The following is a 19,803-nucleotide window of genomic DNA, read 5'->3' as shown; positions in this document are numbered from 1 at the left end:
ACTCCATGTTGCCTGCGACGTGCATTGGAGCTGCTACGGCGAGTATCCCATTGCTCATGGGGCAAGGATTACTTGTTACTGGGCTTAACCGGGGGCAGGGTTGACCACGGGAAATTAATCCACTTATCTGTGTATTTCCATACGTAGTCCGATTTAATTACTGACTGAGGTTTTTCGTAAATAACCGCAGTGCGGGACTCTTTGACCGTTTCTTTGCAGAATTCCTGCACGAGCTCCAGCGTTTTTCCAGTATCGGCGACGTCGTCGGCAATGAGGACTTTCATTCCCGTGAGATCTACCGCGTCCGGAGTGGGTGGCAGCATGATGGGTGTTTCAAGGCGCTCATTGATGCCGGTATAAAACTCGACATTGATGACCGATACGTTTTTAATCCCCATGGCGTATCCGAGCGCACCACCAATCAGGAGACCACCGCGAGCAATGGACAAGATAAGGTCGGGCTCATAGTCATCAATGATTGTTTGAGCGAGCTCACGCATGGCGCAACCGAACTTTTCATATGTTAGCTCCTCGCGGTCACCTTCGGTTGCTCCGTCGATGACCGGACCCTTATTTGTATCTGATGAGTTCGTTGACGCCGCCATATCCTTGTCCTCGTTGTCGCAGGGAACTGATCCGTGCCAGCACGTCGGCCACATGGTCGATGAGTCACACTAGCTTCGGCTGAAAAGTCGTGTACCGATTGTAAAACAGACCGTTGTGTGACCAGGAATAGGAGAGTGGGTGAGAACGAAACGTAGAGGCTGTTGCTCTACGTCACGTTATGTTTCACTACGTTTCGCTCATGTCTTTGTGCTTAGTTTCTGGGATTACCCAAATAGCGATTATGGATATCACCGTGGTGACAGCGAGGTATAGACCGACCATATCGACACTGAACCGAGTAACAAGCCATGTTGCGATGAAGGGCGCGATGGCAGCTCCCAGAATCGACGCAAGGTTGTACGCAATTCCCGATCCGGTGTAGCGGACGTTAGTGGGGAAGAGCTCGGGCAGAACTGCGGACATGGGGCTGAAAATGCACCCCATCACACCCATTCCCACGATGAGGAAGATCAATACCGTCATTTCGTTCGCTGACTCAGAGTTCAGCAACACAGGGAACAGGGCCGCGAAAACGAGCATGGCGACCGATGACGTGAGTAATGATTTCCGACGGCCTCGTTTATCGGCACTCAGAGCTGTAAAGGGAATAGTTCCCATAAACATCAGTACAGAGATGAGCTGGAGAACAAGGAATTCTTCGTAGGGAATTCCCAGCCCCGCTGAGTCTTCAGGTTTCCCAATGCCGTACGACAAAATCCACGTGGTAATGAGGTAAAAGAGCGTATAGCAGGACACCATGACGAAGGTGCCTTGGATGATTTGAATCCATGACGTCTTGAAGACCTCTGCCAGTGGTGCGTCGACTCGCTTGCCGGATTCGACGGCTTTTTTGAAGACGGGGGTTTCTTCTAATGAGAAACGAACCCATAGGCCGATAATGACCATGACTGAGGAAAAGAGGAACGGAATACGCCATCCCCATGACATGAATGCGCCAGACGTGTCACCGATGGTGTAACCCAATGTGGTCGCGAGGATGAGGAAGGACCCGTTGGCCACCAAGAAACCAATTGGTGCTCCCAATTGCGGCCACATCGCAGCCCATGCTCTTTTGTCTTTTGATGCGGTTTCTGTGGCCAGAAGTGCGGCTCCTGACCATTCTCCACCAAGGCCGAGCCCCTGGCTAAACCTCATGAGTGCTAAAAGTGCCGGCGCGAATAAACCAATAGTTTCATACGTCGGTAATAAACCAATGATGAATGTCGCTATACCCATGGTGAGCAGCGAGGCGACTAGCGTTGCTTTGCGACCGATTCGGTCACCGAAGTGCCCAAAGACGACGGAGCCGAGTGGCCGACCGAGAAAAGCGAGTCCGAACGTCGCAAAGGATGCGAAAAGTTTAACGGTAGGGTCGTCATTATCTGGAAAGAATAAATAGGGAAAAACCGCTACCGCAGCTGTGGCGTAAACATAGAAATCATAAAACTCGATTGTTGTTCCGACCATGGATGCGACGATAATTTTCCGACGCATCGATGGATCTGTCATTGGGGAGACTGTACCAGGGGAGGCGGTAGTGGAACTCGGCGCTCGGGTAGCAGAAGTCACGCGAATAGTCCTTCTTACTCAATACATGCTTTATGTATGTACATGCTTCACGTATTTATGGGCAGATAGCTGATATAGCAAAAGAGGTTGGCTATAGGACCTTGGGCGACTAGTCGGCAGAGGTGACGCCATCTAGACACGTCAAGTAGCCAAAGAATACTTTCCCGAAATGCGAAAAACAAGTCTCATATAATGGAATTATTCGGTGTTGTTTTGTGCATCCGACTAGCACTGAGCCGAGTGCAGGCTTACTATTCCCTCTCGTGGCAAAAAGAAGAATAGGTGGGCGCTCCCTCAATCCGACACAGTTGGTGTCCATCGGGTTCTTTGGGCTTATTGTTGTCGGCGCTCTAGCACTGATGATGCCGTTTTCCAGTGTTACGCACACGGCGACGGACCCATTAACAGCAATTTTTACGTCGACCTCGGCGGTCTCACTGACGGGGCTGACCGTCGTGGATACGGGAGGTCACTGGAGCATTGCGGGCAAGATAATAATTGCCACACTCATTCAACTGAGTGGTTTGGGAATTATGAGCTTGACGTCTCTAGCCGGGATGATTCTTACGGGGCGGTTTGGTTTACGACTACGGATGAATGCCGCTGCAGAAGGGCGCACATTATCCATTGGCGACGTGAAATCCACCCTTATTGCCACCCTTGGTTTTACAGCCCTTGCAGAAGGCGCTGTAACTCTGATGTTGGCATCGCGATTTGCCAATCACTACGGAATGTCGGGTGATCGCGCTATGGGGGAAGGCCTCTTCCATGCAATTTCATCATTTAACAACGCGGGTTTCGGCCTCCGAAAAGATAACCTCGTTCCGTATGCTGCGGATGCGTGGATTCTTCTTCCCCTGGCCGGTGCCATCGTCATTGGCGGATTAGGCTTCCCGGTCCTTCGCGAACTTGTCACGAGGCTAAGGATCCGTGTTTTACGTGGCTGGAACTGGTCAAACCGAGAGAAGCGACTAGGACATCTCAGCGTGACGTCTCGCCTGACGCTCATCGGAACAGGCGTTTTGGTCTTAGGCGGCTGGTTTGTGATTGGCGTCTTGGAATGGAACAAAGCCATGGCTGGAATGCCGATAGGTGAAAAAATTCTCACCGCCTTTTTCCAATCCGTAACTCCTCGTACCGCGGGTTTCAACTCAGTGGACTACGGGCAGTTTCATCCGTCGACACTTTTTATCACTGACATTTTCATGTTCATCGGTGGTGGTTCTGCAGGAACCGCGGGTGGTATAAAAATTTCAACGCTTCTTGTCCTCGTGGCTGCAATGATCGCAGAATTCCGTGGCGAGACCGACACCGTCATTGGACACCGAAAAATCTCTTATTCGGTTGTCCGGCAGGCGATGACAGTATTCGCACTGGGAATCATGCTGATAGCGGTTGGTGTCATCTCATTGATGTTGATCGAAAACAGATTCACTGGCTCCCAGATTCTGTTTGAAGTCACCTCAGCATTCGGCACCGTCGGTTTGACGACCGGTATCACGCCGTCGCTGCAGGGCTCGTCGCAAATTATTTTGTGCTTCATTATGTATTTGGGACGCATTGGCCCGATCACGTTGGTGACCGCGTTAGCAGGTCAAGACAAAGCGCGACGTTTTTCCTATCCAGAAGAACGGCCCTTCATTGGTTAGACGCTGGAACGAGAGTGGTTTTAAAGTCCTGGCACAGTGTAATAACCCGTCCAGCCACGTCAGGATTAGTAAAATCGCAACTAGGGGAGGACAATCCCGATGGTGCATTTCTTTTCATCAACACCCCGTCCGAAGATGAATCTGGCGCCGGTCGTTATTGTTGGTTTAGGCCGCTTCGGGTCTGCAATGGCTAGAGAACTGACGGACCACGGTGTCGAAGTGATGGGAATAGACAGTAGGCAGCGGATGGTCCAGAATGCGGCCGATATCGTCACGAATACTGCCGTCGCTGACTCAACTGATATTGAGGCCCTGCGTCAGTTGGGTGTCGATCAGGTTGGTCGAGCTGTTGTTGCGATTGGATCGAATCTTGAGGCCTCCATCTTGACGGCGTCGAACCTGATGGAACTTGGGGTTAAGGATGTGTGGGCCAAAGCGGATTCAAAGGCCCATGGGCGAATTTTGACCCAATTGGGAGTTCACCACGTGGTTCGCCCAGAGGCCGATACGGGTCGGCGGGTCGCGCACATGCTGGGAGGTCACATCCAGGAATTCGTGCAGTTCGACAAGGACTATAGTATGATTATGACGAAGCCGAATAAAGTGCTCCTTCGCGATCCACTGGATAACCGCCGCTTGTGGGAGGACTACAAAGTGCACGTGGTCTCCGTACGAAGCGACGGTGGCCAGTGGGTTCCGGCGACCGATGGCCGTGATTTTGAACCTACGGATGCACTGATCCTCGCAGGAAGCCCAGAGCGGATTGAAACATTTGCCCGGAAATAGTGTGAAGGATGCCGTTACCGACCATCCGGCGACGGTCGGTTCGTTTCGCTCGGCCTTATCCTCGTGGGGTCGGTTCCGTACAGAGATCTTCGGCGGGTTGGTGACCTCGCTTGCTCTCATCCCTGAAGTGATTTCTTTCTCGATCGTCGAAGGCGTCGATCCACGAGTTGGCTTATTTACATCATTCGTCATGTGCGTGGCGATCGCTTTTACCGGTGGCAGGCCTGCGATGGTCACGGCCGCGGCGGGATCAGTGGCGCTAGTCATGGCTCCGCTGGTGAAAAACCACGGAGTCGATTATCTGGTTCCCGCGGTGTTGTTGGCGGGAATGATCCAGATTGCCCTAGGTCTCGGCGGCGTCGCCAACTTAATGCGCTTTATCCCGCGAAGCGTCATGAATGGTTTTGTGAATGCCCTAGCTATCCTCATTTTTCTTGCCCAGCTTCAACACGTCATTCATGTGCCATGGATGGTCTACGTGCTCGTTGTCATAAGCCTTGCCATCATGATTATCTGGCCACGCGTGAACAGCGTCATTCCGGGCCCCTTGGTGGCCATTGTGGTTGTGACAGCGTTGGCCATTCTGGGGCATATCGACGTTCCCACCGTTCGTGATCAGGGAGAACTGCCCCATGGAGTGCCGTCCTTGATCATTCCGGATGTGGTGTTCGGGTTCCACCATTTCGGCGTTATCGCGCCGTACGCGCTGGGGGCCGCCATCGTCGGTCTCATCGAGTCATTGCTGACCGCGAAACTCGTTGATGACATCACAGACCAGCACTCTGATAAAACGCGGGAGTCATGGGGGCTCGGAATCGCGAATGTCGCTAGTGCCTTCGTTGGAGGTCAGGGCGGTTGCGCGATGATCGGGCAGACGATGATCAATGTGCGCCATGCCCAAGCTCGTACACGCCTCTCTACGCTTCTCGCCGGCGTATTTCTCCTCGTTCTTGTGGTTTCGCTAGGGGAGATCGTTGGACAGATTCCGATGGCTGCGTTGGTCGCCGTCATGTTCGTCGTCGCGTTTTCGACGATGGATTGGCACTCGGTCGACCCGAGAACGCTCCGGAGAATGCCACTGAGTGAGACAGCGGTGATGGGTGCGACGATTATCGCGACAGTGGTGACCAATAACCTAGCGGTCGGCGTCGTGTGCGGGGTGCTGGGCGCGAGCGTGATGTTTGTTCGTCGCGTTGCTCATATGGTGACGGTGGAACGGGTGGACCATTCCTCCAAGACCAGTCGGTACCGAGTTCGGGGACAGTTGTTCTTTGCGTCGAGTAACGATCTGGTGTTCAGCTTTAATTACACTGACTCTGCGAAAACTATCGAAATTGATGTCTCTGAGGCCGAGGTGTGGGATTCTTCCGCCGTATCAGCTTTGGAATCTATCGCCTATAAGTATCGTCAGCGCGGTAAACATGTTCATGTTGTGGGAGCAACGGGCGCCAGCTTAGAGCGTCTACGTCGGTTGTCCTCACTGACGATCGTGGACGAGTAGTTCTCGGATAGGCAGGTGGGGTGCAAATGTGCCGTTCTCTGCCTTGGAGAGCACAATAAAACTGTGAATGAAATAGGTAGTTCCCACCGTGTTCACCAGTTACAACGGCGTATTCGTTTCATTGTCGCGTTTACGATTGCGTACAACGTGGTTGAAGCTGTGGTAACAGTGAGTGCGGGGCGGCTTGCCTCCTCGGGCGCCTTGGTGAGTTTTGGCCTCGATTCGACGATTGAGGTTGCTTCTGCCGTAGCAATTGCGTGGCAATATAGCCGACGAGCCCCTGAGCGGTGGGAGAAGCCCACGCTGCGGTTGATCGCGTGGTTGTTTTTCTTGCTTGCCGCGTATGTCGCTGTGGAGTCAATCATCGCTTTGGTGAATCATCGGGAACCTGATCACAGCGCTGTCGGCTTGGGCATGGTGATAGCGAGTGTCATCATCATGCCTCTCGTGTCATTTCTTGAGAGAGACGCAGGACGGGCCTTGGGTTCGTCCAGCGCGGTGGCTGACTCTAAACAAACTTTGGTGTGCGCGTACTTGTCAGTGGCCGTGCTGGTCGGATTGGTTGTGGACTGGCTCTTCGGATGGTGGTGGGCGGACCCTGTAGCTGCCCTGGTCGTGGCTGCTCTTGCTGTTCATGAGGGCAAGGAAGCGTGGGAAGGGGAGTCGTGTGCTGCCACGTCCCATGAAGCGCTTGCCGCTACTGAGCGATAGCTGCCCGTAAGTGAATTCCTTTTCATTTAGTGAAGGGGAAAGGCGGGTCCAGTCACGTCTTCAGTTGGATCGGACCAAGCCGTGACCCTCGTTGTGTGGTTCCGGGTATGGTGCGCTAGTCAGCCCGGGCACGCAAGGCCTGGGACCACTTAATGGCCTGGCCCGTGCGAAGGATAGAGCGCTCATAGATAGCCGACGCAAACCAGATCGCCAGTGCGGTCGCCACGAGCAGGATGCCGAGGGAGAGAAGATGATCCCAGAGCGTGCCTTGGCCCAAGAACACGCGTAGTGGCGTTGCCACGGGGGCAGAGAAGGGGATAAGTGCCATGATCCGCAGCGCCTCTGGGTTGTCATTGAAGAAGATCACCGCGACGTACGGGATCATAATCAGCATCATCACGGGCATCGACGTCGAACCGATGTCCTCCTGACGAGAAACGAGGGAGGCGGCCGCGGCGTACAGGGAAGCGATCATCACGAACCCGATCGCGAATAGCAACACGAACCATAGGATCGGTGCTCTGAGGCCATCGAGCGGTAGAACGGAGTTGTTAAACCGCATGCCCAGTAGAAGGACTCCGGCGATCAGCACCACTTGCAAGAAAGCCATCACGGAGTTACCGATGACTTTGCCAGTCATGAGGGCCTTCGCCGGGATTGTCGCGAGAAGAATCTCTACGATGCGAGACTGTTTTTCCTCGATCACTGAGACTGCGATCTGTTGGCCGTAGATGATAGCGATCATAAAGAACGCGATGCCGAACCCGAAGGCGATGAAATATCGTACGCCTGGGTTAGGGGCGTCTGGATCTAGTAACTCCACGTTCGGAGACACCGACAGAGCCTGGACCATATTCTCTGGCGTGGAATCCAGCCCGACGACGGTAATGCCGGCAGGGGATGCCTTATCTGTGATCACCGCGACGTCCGCGTCGCCGTTACGTACGGCGTCCTTTGCAGCTTCCGCGGAGTCCATGACCTGAGGCTTGTAGGAGTCGCCAAGACCTTGTACCACCTGGGACGTTTCGGCGGTCACGGCCACTTTCTTCCCGTCGCCACCGAAGAGATCTCCGAGGCGCGGGGCCAAGAGTACGGCCAGCATGAGCAGCCCGAGCACGATCACCGTCGTTACCACGAAAGCTTTGGACATCATCTTGACCTTCATCTCACGGCCGGCCACGAGGCCGACGGCGGTCCAGAAGGATGTACGTTCGGTGCTCCCGGAGGCGAGATGACCGTTCCCATGAGCTGGGGACGAGTGAGTCTGGGGCGAGGCGTTCATCGCGTGACCTCCGCGAAAATCTCATGCAGGGAATGGCGTACAGGACCGAAGCTGTGGATGGGTCCGCGGGAGGTGGCCTCGCGGAGAACCTCGTTGGCGACGTTCACCGAGTCGGCGTGGAACCGGACCTGTCCCTCGTCGGCACTAGTTATTGTCGCGCCGGTTATTGAGTGAACCCAGTCGGTGCTTGCGGCTGTGACGAGCTCCCATTCGGCCTCGGTGTGCTGCTCGATGAGTTCATCGCGTGTGCCGCTGGCCACCACGCGACCGTCGGCGAGAATGACAAGCACATCGCAGAGCCGTTCCACGACGTCCAGCTGATGAGAGGAGAAGAGGACGGGAATACCGGTGTCTGCAGTTTCCTGCAAAACCTGCAGGGTAATGTCCACTGCGTACGGGTCCAGGCCGGAAAATGGTTCGTCCAGTACGAGAGCGCTGGGCTTGTGTACTAATGCGGCAGCCACCTGGGCGCGTTGCTGATTGCCGAGAGACAGCTCTTCGAGCTTGTCCTTCGCACGGTTGCCGAGGTCCAAACGTTCCAGCAGGTTCATTGCGCGGGTCTTTGCTGCCTTTGCAGAGGATCCATGCAGGCGGGCAAGATAGACAAGCTGGTCAATCACCGGCATTTTTGGGTAGAGGCCACGTTCCTCAGGCATGTAACCAATGCCCGCGCGGTAATCGCTGGTGATGGGATCTCCATCGACGAGAATCTCACCTGAGTCGTGGGAGAGTACGCCGAGCAGGATGCGCATCGTTGTGGTCTTGCCGGCGCCGTTGCCACCCACAAACCCAGTAATTAGCCCAGGCTTAATATCGAACGATAAGTCGTGGAGGGCACGCTTACTACCGAAGGTCTTGTTGAGATCTCGGACGCTGATCATGTCGCCAGGGTATACGACGGGTCAGGACCGGGCCACTGGACGAAGATGAACTAGAAAGTACCTGGCTAAAGATAAGAATACGTTGTTCCTGCTCAGTTAGATATCTTTAACCTTCTCCCACGATTCGATGGGACCCTCAATGACGTCGAATAGTGGATGAGCTGGGGGAATGACTTGATTCTCATCACTGTCAGTGGGCTGGAGATAACTGTTGAGAGTGGACGACAGCCACTCGGGATCTCGGTTGGCCACTTTTGTACCGAGGAACCGGAGTTCGTAGCGGAGCTGGCCTATCGTCACGGGGATTGAGTTCGGGGCTTGTGCAGCCTGGGCTAGATCGTCCGAGCTATAGGCGATGCGGTCGCGGTTAGAGTTATATCCACGAGAGTCAGCTTCATCAGCGAGCGCGTGTAAATATGTCGCAACCGATAACATGGGATTGTCGGTGGCCTTAAACCTTTCCAGCTGCGGATGGCTCGTGTAGCCCTTAGTGAGTCCACGGAGAACTTTTTGCGCGAGTAAAGTTTCCCGCCAACATGCGACGAGTCCGCGACGGTCTAGCAGGCGGGGGTGTAGTGACCAGATGCGCATAGTTTTAGTGTTCCTCGCAATCACAATGTGGAGTATCGGAGCTTAGTAATACAGTGTCCTTAAAGTGACATAATGTAGATTATCGGCTAAATATATTGTGGTGTTTTACTGCAGAGCGCGGATAATATGCGCCCAACCGGCCTCAACCGCAGATCCCTGAGGGTACACTCCCTAACACTCTTTCTGTCACAGTGACTTAATAATCGTGTGTAACGGGATGTTCTACTCGCTTAGCCACGTATTACCAAGGCACGCAACATCAAGACTTCGGAGATCATCATTGAGCGGGCCGCTGCTTATTCTTCGAGCGATACACCTGGCGCAGTTGGACGATGGTGAGTACGAACAACACCGCGAAGACAACCAATATGATCCACAACTTCTGAATAAGCGCGATCACGATAAGAACGGCTAAGACTGCTAATCGCAGCCACCGTGTCCAAATTAGTGTTTCGTCACTCATTACTGCTTCTCCATTGTTAGCAGTAGGTTAATCTCGCCCGTTTCGTCAATCTTAGCTGCGACGAATTGTGGCGATTCGATATCGTAGTCACGCCTATTAATCGGAATCGTACTCGAAGCAATCAGTTTCTTACCTGTGCGCAGTGCCTTTAGCTTCACGTCGATGTCTTTTTTCACGCCGTGAATTTCCATGGTTCCCGGCACGGTAATCTCATCGGCATGTCCGTCATCCGGCAACGATGATACGTCCACTGGGCCTTTTATTGTGAACACTGCCTTCGGGAACTCATCAGTGTTCAGTATGGTCCGTCGGACATTGATATCGCGTTTTTCAACATCACTGGAAATCGACGTCAGATCACTGGATGCCGATCCTTCTTCCAACTTTTGATCTGACACGATGAATGACCCGTCAACTTTATTTGTTGATCCGCTTGTTTCCTTGGATTTACCAGGAAGAATCTCGTGGAAAGTATATCCGGCAGATGTTGCGTTCTTCCCTGATCCTCGGACAATCTTCCAACTGCCATTGATATCGGTGCTTGCTGCCTTGGCATCGCCGTCCGTGAGAGAATCAGTTTTTGTCCCCCGGTCGGTAGCTGCTTTATACACGACCGGGCCAACAGATGCTAAGACAATGGTGACAATTGCTATGACGACCAATGTGATCCAAGGCTTCTTCATAAGCGCCATGGTACTAGCCGCAGTGTTTTATGTATTAGCTTGCTCAACACCCAGGCGGATGGACTCAATATCTCGCGCCAACGACACAAGATCTCCAGTCATAGCAGCAATTTCGCTTGACGTTGCACCTTCTTGCGCAGCCGTGTTGATATCTTCCGCTGCACAACGTAATTCAAATAGTGAATCGAATAGGTATTGTGCTTTCTTGCCCCGCAAGACGATGTCTGAGTCCGATATTCCGACGCCACGGCCCTCATGGCGCTGCTCGTAGGCTCGTTGTCGGCAGGATCGTGAGCAGTATTTAGGTTTGCGTCCACGCCCCGAGTATTCGACTGGATTCCCGCACCACTGACAACGGACTTCCTGTGTTGAACGTTCCTTTTCCATCATTATCTTCCATCATTATCCGTGGTCTATGACGCTTAATGATCGACGTTATGTACCAATCATGGAACAGATCTGCCGCTAACATCGTTGTATGTAACGACGGTTATAATGAATAGCTGGTTTCTTTAGACCTTAGCGCGATATTACGCTCAAGTTGTAAAGCTTTACCAGTACGTACCCCAATGACGTAAGGACTGATTCCCCGCATGGCAGATCGTGTTCTCCGTGGCAGTCGAATGGGCGCCGTTTCCTACGAAACGGATCGCGACCATGATCTAGCCCCTCGGCAGCTTGTCAAGTACCGCACCGAGGACGGAAAGATATGGGAAGTTCCTTTTGCCGACGACGCTGAAATCCCAGGTGAATGGCCGTGCCAGAATGGCAAAATCGGTGAGCTCGTGGAAGGCGAAGGCACAGAGGCTAAGCCCGTCAAACCACCCCGTACACACTGGGACATGCTTCGCGAACGTCGCAGCATCGATGAGCTTGAAAAGCTTCTTAACGAGCGCCTCGATATGCTTAAGCAGCGCCGTCGTATCGCGGCCAAGATGATGAAGGAACAAAAAGAAGCAGAAGAAAAAGCCAAGTCGAAGTAACTCGGCTTTCCGCAGCGGGATCCGGTCTCTCCGCGAATATTCGCAGTCAGAGGCCGGATCCGTTTTTCGTCGTGACTTTTAGGAGTTAAACCGTCGCTTTTGCTTCTCGATTAACTCATGCACTTCATGCCTAATCAACCGCTTTGACGACGTAAACAGCTCTTTCGCTTGCTCGGCTCGATACGTCGCTCCCCACTTGGTTACTTCGAGGAGGGAATCTTTCACGAAGTTCCCCGAGAGCTTTGACTCCCCCAGCTCGCGTTCCGTGAAGGTAATCGGCACCTCCCGAACATCGAAGCCTTTCTGGAGAATCCGCCAGGCGAGGTCCGTTTGGAAGATATAGCCTGCGTTACTCAAATCGTCGAGATCCACGGCCTCGAGCACAGATCGACGATAAGCCCTGTAACCAGCGGTAATATCGCGGATTCCTGCTCCCAAGACAACATTGATATACGCATTTCCACCCCGAGATAGGAATTGGCGATACGCAGGCCAATTCACGGTTTCCCCACCCGGCACATACCGCGAACCAATCGTCAAATCCGCACCATCATTGACCGAGTCGAGCAAAAGGTGAAGCTGTTCAGGCGCGTGGGAGCCGTCGGCATCCATTTCACAGATCACGTCGTAATTTTGATCAAGCCCCCACCGGAAACCAGCGACATACGCTGCGCACAGGCCTTCTTTGCCCTTGCGGTGCAAGACGTGAATATGGGAGTCATCGGATGCCATCTGGTCAGCAAGATCACCAGTGCCATCGGGGCTATTGTCATCGACGACTAAGACGTCTACGCGGTCAGGTTCTGCTTTGCGTAAGCGGCCCACGATGAGGGGCAAATTATCCTTTTCGTTGTACGTCGGGATGATGACCAATGTGTTGTCGCTCGGTTGAGTCAACGGTGATCCTCTCTCTTGATAACTACTTTGACTTTACCCGCTGTGGCTTTCGCTGTGAGATAGCGGCACCCAGGACCATGACGACACCAAGCCCGCACAGCGCCCACTCGATGAACGTCGCCGAATAAGAAGCAATGGTTCGCGTTGCACGAAGCGGAAGCTGGGCATGGAGAATCCCCTCTGTGAAAATCTGGGTACGCTCAGACACTCGCCCATCTGGCCGAATGATAGCTGACACGCCCGACGTAGCGGCAACGACCGTGGCGCGGTCATATTCCACAGAACGCAATCTGCTCATCGCCAATTGCTGGTACGACATATCCGTGAAACCAAAGGTTGCGTTATTCGTCGGGACTGTGAAGATTTGCGCGCCCCCCTCCACAGCATGTTGGAAGGCGCCATCAAACGCGACTTCGTAACAGGTGCCGACGCCAACTGGAATGAGAGCATTCGTTGTGCCCGATCGAACGTGGATAACGCCGTTATCGTCGCCAGGGCCGAAATTCCCTGCCATATCTACGTAGGACGAAAAGTGTCTGAAAAACCCTCTCCATGGCATGTATTCTCCGAATGGTTGGAGATAGACCTTATCGTGCCTCTCCCCTGGCCCAGTCTCGGGGTCCCAGACGACGATAGTATTGCGCTCCTGGTCACCCGGGTGCGTGAGCGTCCCGACGAGAATCGGGACCCCCACAGCTTCTGCTGCTTGTTGAATCTCATCTTGGGCAAGAGGGTCAAGAAAAGGATCAACATCTGACGAATTCTCGGGCCATACGACAAAATCTGGCTTGGGCGATTTATGCTCCTCGATCCGACGAGCCAAGGCCAATGTGGCGTCACGATGATTTGCTAATACTGCACGCTGCTGATCATTAAAATCGAGCCCCAACCGCGGGACATTGCCTTGCACGACTGCGACTGTCACGAGATTTTCGGGTGACGACGAATCACTGGCACGATAATAAGTGATACCTGAGTCTTTGGACACCATCTTTATCGATTGTGACTGGGTTCCTGACCCGCGAGCTTCTACCCCATTTTTCGATGCCGCAAAAGAGTCAATGCGCTCAGTTGAAGGATTGGGACCCGCGTCCACCTGTGACCAGGCCAATCCCGCAACAATAGGGATAATAAGGGTAATGACCAAGCCAGGGATCCACACCCGACGAAAGATGATGGTTATTCCGACCCCCATCGTCACCGTTGCCACAGTGATGAGTGCGGGTCCACCGATTCGGGCAAGAGATAGCAAGGGGCCAGATACCTGCCCCCACGCTAAACGGGTCCACGCAAAGCCTCCAAAAGGCCAATGCGACCGTGCATACTCGACCGCAAGATACCACGTGGGAATCCCAATGACCGTAAAGAGGAACTCGTTGGCGGTAATCGTACGATGGACTCGACTGCTGCGGCCACGACCACTTAAACGCCCCCCCGACGAGGACCACTTCTTCGATGCCGAGTCCCCTCGAGCAGAGTCTGAGCTTCCCCTCTGAGAGCGAGCAGATAATTCACGCGGTTCACGCTTTCGGGAAGCACGCCCGGCGCGAAGTAGAAAGACAGTTCCCGCACCGAATAGCAGCGAATATAGCGCTTCGACGATGGATAAGGCGATCCATGGTAGCGAACCGACGTATTCTCCGATCCAGGGGAGATAGAAGAGGTAGGTGATGAGTCCCTGGGTGAAGGCTATGAGGGCACCGAGCCACGCGCTGGGTGCGGGTGATCTGTTGCCCCATGGTTGTAGGGCGGTGATCAGCAAGGCAATGCCGAGTGGGGCTGCGAGCCACAGGCCGTTTGGTTCGTATGACGCGTAGACGCACAGCCCTGCGAATGCGGCGAGCGAGAGTCGTATGACTGTGTAGAGGAATCGCTTGCCGTAGTCGGCTCTGCGTGTGGTGTTGTACAGGCCGGGTGTGTGCGCTGCCTCGTCCCATCGGGGTGTTGATCGTGGGCGCGGTGTGGGCATGGCGTCAAGATTACTACTTGGTGGGCCTGTACTCGGTTATCTCGGTGGCGGTATTTTTAGCGGTCTTCCATTTCTCCTTCGGTTTCTAGGAGGGCTTCGGTGAGTGCGTCGAGGCGGTCTTGGTCGGGGTTTTTCCATAGTCCGCGTTGGGCGGCTTCGAGGAGTCGTTCGGAAATGTCGTGGAGTGCCCATGGGTTGGATTCGCGGAAGAATTCCCGGTTTTCTTCGTTTTCGACGTATTCCTGGGTGAGTTGTTCATACATCCAGTCGTCCATCATCCCGGCGGTGGCGTCGTATCCGAAGAGGTAGTCGACGGTGGCTGCCATTTCGAATGCGCCTTTGTATCCGTGGTTGCGCATTGCTTCGACCCAGCGGGGGTTGACGACGCGGGATCGGAAGACGCGCCGGGATTCTTCGTGGAGTGTGCGGGTGCGGATGGTGTCGGGGCGTGTGGAGTCGCCGATGTAGGCTTCGGGTGATTGGCCTGAGAGTGCTCGGACTGTGGCTACCATGCCGCCGTGGAATTGGAAATAGTCGTCGGAGTCGGCGATGTCGTGTTCGCGGGTGTCCGTGTTTTTTGCGGCTACTTGGATGCGTGTGTAGGCCTGTTTCATGTCGTCGGCGGCGGGTGCGCCGTCGACTCCGCGTCCGTAGGCGTAGCCTCCCCAGGTGCTGTACACCTCGGCGAGGTCGTCGTCGCTGCGCCAGTTTCCTGCGTCCATGAGTTCGAGGAGGCCTGCGCCGTAGGTGCCGGGTTTTGATCCGAATATGCGGCGGTGTGCCCGTTCGGGGGGAGTTCCGTTGGCTTTGTCTTCGTTCACGTGAGTAGCGACGTAGTTCATGTCGGCGGGTTCGTCGAGGGCGGCGACCATCTGGACAGCGTCGTCGAGAAGGGCGACGACGTGCGGGAAGGCGTCTCGGAAGAATCCGGAAATGCGGACCGTGGTGTCGATGCGGGGTCGGCCGAGTTCCTCGAGTGGAATGACCTCTAGCCGTGTGACGCGTCGGGATACTTCGTCCCATATTGGTCGGACGCCGAGGAGCGCGAATACCTCAGCGATATCGTCACCAGAGGTGCGCATGGCGGAGGTACCCCAGGCGCTGATGCCAACGGATACGGGGTATTTTCCGTCGTTATCCTGCCTGTAGCGTTCGATTAGGCTGTCGGCGAGGAGTTGTCCGGTGTCCCAGGCTAAGCGTGAGGGGATTGCTTTGGGGTCAACTGAATAGAAGTTTCGTCCGGTTGGCAGGGTGTTGATGAGCCCGCGGAGGGGGGATCCTGATGGTCCGGATTCGATAAATTTTCCGTCGAGTGCTCGTAGAACTTGGTCGAGTTCTCGGTGTGTTTGACGGAGCCGGGGAACGATCTGCGTGGTTGTGAAGTGCAAGATGTCCTGGACGGCAGAAACATTGGCGCTGTCGGGGAGGCCGGGATCGTGGCGGATATCCTCGAGGACCGTGTCGACGGCGTTATCGTCCCAGTCGTGGTCTGCCAAGGAGGTAACGAGTGCCGACGCGATGTTTTCAATGTCATCGGTGCGGTGCCGTGTTTCTGAACCGTCTTCGTGGAGGCCGAGAGCCTCACGAAGCCCAGGAAGAGTGTTGATTCCGCCGAAGATTTGTCGAGCGCGCAGCATGGCCAGCACTGTTTCCACGAGCTGCTTTCCTTCGGGCGCGTGCGAGAGAATGTGTAGCCCGCCTCGAATCTGGGCATCTTTGATTTCGCATAGCCACCCGTCGACGTGCATGAGCATGTCGTCGAAGACATCTTCGTCGGGGCGTTTCTCCCATCCGAGATCCTGGTCCATTTTTGCCGCGGTTAGCAGCGTCCAGATTTCTTGTCGAATAGCTGGTAGCTTCGCGGGATCCATGGCGGCAATGTTGGCGTGCTCATCGAGGAGCTGCTCTAGCCGGGTAATGTCGCCATAACTTTCGGCACGGGCCATGGGCGGGATGAGGTGGTCGACGAGGGTGGCGTGGGCGCGGCGTTTGGCCTGAGTACCCTCCCCTGGGTCATTGACAAGGAATGGGTAGATCAGGGGAAGGTCGCCAATGGACTGGTCGGTGCCGGAATCGGGCCCGAGGGCGACGGTCTTGCCGGGAAGCCATTCCATGTTGCCGTGTTTACCGACGTGGACGATCGCGTCGGCTCCGAAACCGTGACGGTCCGGGGTGCGGCGAATCCATTCATAAGCTGCTAGATAGTGGTGATTCGGGGCTAGGTCGGGGTCGTGGTAAATGCCGACGGGGTTGTCACCAAAGCCTCGGGGTGGTTGCACCATTACAACGACGTTGCCGAAGCGTAATCCGGCTAAGTAGATATCTTTCGTCTCTGGGTGAACATAAAGGTCCCCGGGGGCTTCTCCCCAGGTCTCAATCATGTCCTTTTGAAGAGATTCCGGAAGAGTATCGAAATACTCTTGGTAGTCGGCTGCCGAGAGGCGGAGCTCATTGGCAGCCATTACTTCGTCGGTGAGCCAATCGGGGTCTTGGCCACCAGCGTCGATCAGTGCGTGCATAAACGCATCCGAGTTCTCGCTGGTTTCGTCGCCAGAGTCAAGCCAGCCGGGAATCTTGGACGTATCCCCCAGGTCGTATCCCGCGTCGTGGAGGACGTGGAGCAACGCCAACACGGAGGCCGGAGTATCCAGCCCAACCGCGTTACCAATCCGGGCGTGCTTCGTCGGATATGCCGACAGCATCACAGCGATACGCTTGGAAGCATTGGCTTTATGCCGCAACACTGCATGTCGATCCGCGATGCCTGCCAGGCGGGCACACCGCTCCGGATCGGGGTTATACGAAATGAGGCCGTCGTCGCCAATTTCCTTGAATGAGAACGGGACAGTAATGATGCGCCCATCGAACTCCGGAACGGCGATCTGGGTAGCAACATCCAGCGGTGAAGCCCCGTCATCATTGTCTTCCCATGTGCTGCGCGAGCTGGTCAGGGCGAGCCCCTGGATAACGGGGAGATCGAGCTCCGCCAATGCGGAGACGTCCCATGCTCCGTCATCACCGCCGGCTTGTGCGGTGGCAGGTTTTGTTCCACCCGCCGCGAGAACCGTCGTGATCAGAGTGTCCATCGTCCCGAAGAACTGGAGAAGTTCATCGGACGCCTGGCGGAGTGATGCGGTGAAAATCGGAACCGGCACTGCCCCACGGTCGGCAATCGCCTCGCACAGCGCGTCGATATAACGCGTATTACCAGCTAAATGTTGTGCGCGGTAATACAAGACAGCAATGCGTCGGGTGTCAGACTCTCCCCCAGACTGAAGGCCTGCCGTGCGATTACCTTCCCAGCCCTCCAGTATTCCCCATTCAGGAAGATGAATGGGGGCGTCGAAACCCAAACCGGTGAGAAGCAGAGTATCGGATAGGAAGTTATGAAGGTTGACGAGATTATTCTTGCCACCCTCAGCAAGATAGCGGTGAGCGGTGGTAACGACATTCGATGGCGCAGTGGACAGCTCTGTGAGCTCTGCGTCCATACTTTGTTCACCCGATACGGCAATAGTCGGGATACCTGAGGCAAGGAGCTTATTTAGTCCCTCTTCCCAGGCTCGCCGCCCACCCAAAAGCCGGACAATAATGATGTCTGGCTGGGAACCCGTAGCCCCACCGGATCCCGGTACACGTGTGCCACTGAGGAGAGCATCAACATCATCAAGCATCAATCGCGCCGGATTAGCCCAGCGGAACTCCACTTCGGGGTGCTCATTGGCCGCTTTCGCAGTAAGCAGATCGGTGTCAGAAGTGGACAGCAGAAGAATCATGTTTTCCTTTCCGGATACCGCGCCGGACATTGTTCGTGTACGGGGTCTGGCTTGACAGTGGCGCGACCGCTCCCCTGAGGGGATTCCCGCTTCCCGCAACTATATTAGAGGTCGAGTTAATTATCGGTGGCTACGACCTTTGATCGAGGATTCATAATACTTTGACCCTGTGTGCACGGGGGTACGGTAGAAACCATGCACAGTGACGGTACTCAGACGACGACCCGGAATCGGGGAGACATGTGCCCCGGTACATTGCGTCTTTTTACTGCATCCGACGGGATGATAGGCCGTGTCCGATCCCCCGGCGGGTATATCCAGCCGCACCAATGGACGGCATTAGGCGCTATGGCTGACGACTTGGGGGACGGCGACGTCCACATCACGTCGAGGGGAAATATCCAGATTCGTGGTGTGAAATCGGTTGACGATTTTGCTTCTGCCGTGACTGAAGCAGGACTCCTGCCTTATCCACGGCATGATCGGATGCGTAATTATCTTGCCTCTCCCCTGTCAGGACGGTCTGGTTCTATAGGGGACGTGCGCTCCTTGGTTCGTGCCGTTGACCGTGAACTGATCCAGTATGACGACACGGCAGATCTACCTGGCCGAACCCTCTTTGCTTTCGACGACGGACGTGGCGACGTGATTGCAGAGCGCCCGGATTTCGGAGTCATCGCGACGACGAAGACGCGACGATCAGATTCGCATGACCTCTTCGACGTCGTGATCGGAGGAGATTATCTGGTGGGTTCACTCCCCCGGGTGCGCGTGGTGGATAGCATCGTTGGCATGGCGCGCCAATGGCAGGCCCGGCGCGGCAAGAATTGGCGGATCGAGGAGACTCCCGGCGCGGCTGAGGATCTTGCTCAGTGGGCTCGTGAGAACCTTGTGGGGTTGGAAAATTCGGTTCATGATGTGCTTCCGACGTATGAGGAGTCTGCGGACAATGAGCTGGGGTTGCGTCAGCCGATGGGGTGGATTGACCAGGATGACGGGCGCGTGAGCTTGGCTTGTGTGTTGCCTTTTGGCCGAATGGATTCGGCGTGTGCGCGGTTGTTGGGCGCTGTGGGCAAGCCCTCGACGGTGACATGTTGGCATGGTGTGGTGGTTCATGATTTGACCGCGGCAGAGGCGGATGAGGCTGTGCGTTTTTTGGCTCCGCGCGGTTTGGTCTTCGATGCGGCGTCACCTTTGGCTCGTGTGACAGCGTGTACGGGATTGCCTCAGTGTCGGAAATCCCGTGATGATGTTCGTTCCGATGCGGTGCGGGCTATTAATGCCGGGTCGTTGCCTGGCGGACGTGTGCATTTTGTGGGGTGTGAGCGTCGTTGTGGTGCGCCGAATATGGATTACACAGAGTTCCTTGCTGAGGGTGATGGCGTCTATGAGACGTCAGAGGTGACTCATCATGTCTGATGGTGTGGGGTCGGCGAGTTCGGAAAGGACTGGTGAT

General features: G+C 55.0%; 17 protein-coding genes. 6 read left to right on the top strand and 11 right to left on the bottom strand.

The features are described 5' to 3' along the window. Positions 1-68 precede the first annotated feature (68 nt). The gene (locus tag I6J23_RS09230; RefSeq protein ID WP_239454904.1) at positions 69-605 is read right to left on the bottom strand and encodes a phosphoribosyltransferase; all 537 of its coding nucleotides are present in this window, start codon (positions 603-605) and stop codon (positions 69-71) included. 187 nt (positions 606-792) lie between these two features. Beyond that, positions 793-2,115: an MFS transporter gene (locus tag I6J23_RS09225; RefSeq protein WP_239454903.1), complete on the bottom strand. Its 1,323-nt coding sequence runs from the start codon at positions 2,113-2,115 to the stop codon at positions 793-795. Positions 2,116-2,438: 323 nt separating this feature from the next. Here I6J23_RS09225 and I6J23_RS09220 point away from each other — a divergent pair, with 323 nt between their 5' ends. The 4 genes from I6J23_RS09220 (at position 2,439) to I6J23_RS09205 (ending at position 6,822) form a co-directional block, all read left to right on the top strand. Continuing rightward, positions 2,439-3,824: a TrkH family potassium uptake protein gene (locus I6J23_RS09220; protein WP_204581816.1), complete on the top strand. Its 1,386-nt coding sequence runs from the start codon at positions 2,439-2,441 to the stop codon at positions 3,822-3,824. 99 nt (positions 3,825-3,923) lie between these two features. After that, positions 3,924-4,610 carry a potassium channel family protein gene (locus tag I6J23_RS09215; protein WP_204581815.1) on the top strand — a complete coding sequence of 229 codons (687 nt, stop codon included), beginning with the start codon at positions 3,924-3,926 and terminating at the stop codon, positions 4,608-4,610. Further along, on the top strand, positions 4,588-6,111 hold the full coding sequence (locus tag I6J23_RS09210) for a SulP family inorganic anion transporter (protein WP_412523814.1): 1,524 nt from the start codon (positions 4,588-4,590) through the stop codon (positions 6,109-6,111). Before I6J23_RS09215 ends, I6J23_RS09210 begins: the two co-directional genes overlap by 23 nt. Before the next feature lie 63 nt (positions 6,112-6,174). Next, entirely contained in the window at positions 6,175-6,822 is a 648-nt protein-coding gene (locus I6J23_RS09205) for a cation transporter (RefSeq protein WP_204581814.1), read from the top strand. A 115-nt stretch (positions 6,823-6,937) separates the two neighbouring features. Here I6J23_RS09205 and I6J23_RS09200 read toward each other — a convergent pair whose 3' ends face one another. From I6J23_RS09200 to I6J23_RS09175, 6 genes are all read right to left on the bottom strand, one after another. Further along, positions 6,938-8,104 (bottom strand): ABC transporter permease, encoded by a 1,167-nt coding sequence (locus I6J23_RS09200; RefSeq protein ID WP_204581813.1) that lies wholly within the window; start codon positions 8,102-8,104, stop codon positions 6,938-6,940. Beyond that, positions 8,101-8,985 carry an ABC transporter ATP-binding protein gene (locus I6J23_RS09195; protein ID WP_204581812.1) on the bottom strand — a complete coding sequence of 295 codons (885 nt, stop codon included), beginning with the start codon at positions 8,983-8,985 and terminating at the stop codon, positions 8,101-8,103. Before I6J23_RS09195 ends, I6J23_RS09200 begins: the two co-directional genes overlap by 4 nt. A gap of 96 nt (positions 8,986-9,081) precedes the next feature. Continuing rightward, entirely contained in the window at positions 9,082-9,576 is a 495-nt protein-coding gene (locus I6J23_RS09190; protein ID WP_204581811.1) for a pyrimidine dimer DNA glycosylase/endonuclease V, read from the bottom strand. 277 nt (positions 9,577-9,853) lie between these two features. Then, complete coding sequence (locus tag I6J23_RS09185; protein WP_046202338.1) at positions 9,854-10,039, bottom strand: hypothetical protein; 186 nt, start codon at positions 10,037-10,039, stop codon at positions 9,854-9,856. Continuing rightward, positions 10,039-10,722, bottom strand: a complete 684-nt coding sequence (locus I6J23_RS09180; protein WP_318744334.1) for a YceI family protein — start codon at positions 10,720-10,722, stop codon at positions 10,039-10,041. Before I6J23_RS09180 ends, I6J23_RS09185 begins: the two co-directional genes overlap by 1 nt. Before the next feature lie 27 nt (positions 10,723-10,749). Next, positions 10,750-11,112, bottom strand: coding sequence for a hypothetical protein (locus I6J23_RS09175; RefSeq protein WP_204581809.1), 363 nt, complete (start codon positions 11,110-11,112; stop codon positions 10,750-10,752). Between the two features lie 203 nt (positions 11,113-11,315). Here I6J23_RS09175 and I6J23_RS09170 point away from each other — a divergent pair, with 203 nt between their 5' ends. Then, positions 11,316-11,705 carry an RNA polymerase-binding protein RbpA gene (locus I6J23_RS09170; protein WP_046202337.1) on the top strand — a complete coding sequence of 130 codons (390 nt, stop codon included), beginning with the start codon at positions 11,316-11,318 and terminating at the stop codon, positions 11,703-11,705. A 78-nt stretch (positions 11,706-11,783) separates the two neighbouring features. Here I6J23_RS09170 and I6J23_RS09165 read toward each other — a convergent pair whose 3' ends face one another. From I6J23_RS09165 to cobN, 3 genes are read right to left on the bottom strand one after another with little or no spacing between them, the layout of a single operon-like run. Beyond that, entirely contained in the window at positions 11,784-12,602 is an 819-nt protein-coding gene (locus I6J23_RS09165) for a polyprenol monophosphomannose synthase (RefSeq protein WP_204581808.1), read from the bottom strand. 22 nt (positions 12,603-12,624) lie between these two features. Next, a complete protein-coding gene (gene lnt / locus I6J23_RS10760) occupies positions 12,625-14,571 on the bottom strand; it encodes an apolipoprotein N-acyltransferase (RefSeq protein WP_239454902.1) in 1,947 nt (648 codons plus the stop codon). A 56-nt stretch (positions 14,572-14,627) separates the two neighbouring features. Beyond that, positions 14,628-18,347: a cobaltochelatase subunit CobN gene (gene cobN, locus I6J23_RS09155; RefSeq protein WP_204581807.1), complete on the bottom strand. Its 3,720-nt coding sequence runs from the start codon at positions 18,345-18,347 to the stop codon at positions 14,628-14,630. 195 nt (positions 18,348-18,542) lie between these two features. On the opposite strand from cobN, the gene I6J23_RS09150 reads away from it, so the two are divergent. Continuing rightward, positions 18,543-19,766 carry a nitrite/sulfite reductase gene (locus tag I6J23_RS09150; protein ID WP_204581806.1) on the top strand — a complete coding sequence of 408 codons (1,224 nt, stop codon included), beginning with the start codon at positions 18,543-18,545 and terminating at the stop codon, positions 19,764-19,766. Positions 19,767-19,803: the final 37 nt, after the last annotated feature.

The sequence above is a fragment of the Corynebacterium kroppenstedtii genome, from assembly GCF_016894245.1.
Taxonomy (GTDB): domain Bacteria; phylum Actinomycetota; class Actinomycetes; order Mycobacteriales; family Mycobacteriaceae; genus Corynebacterium.
Note: the sequence above shows the minus strand (reverse complement) of the source record. Positions and strands in the feature narration are given on the sequence as shown.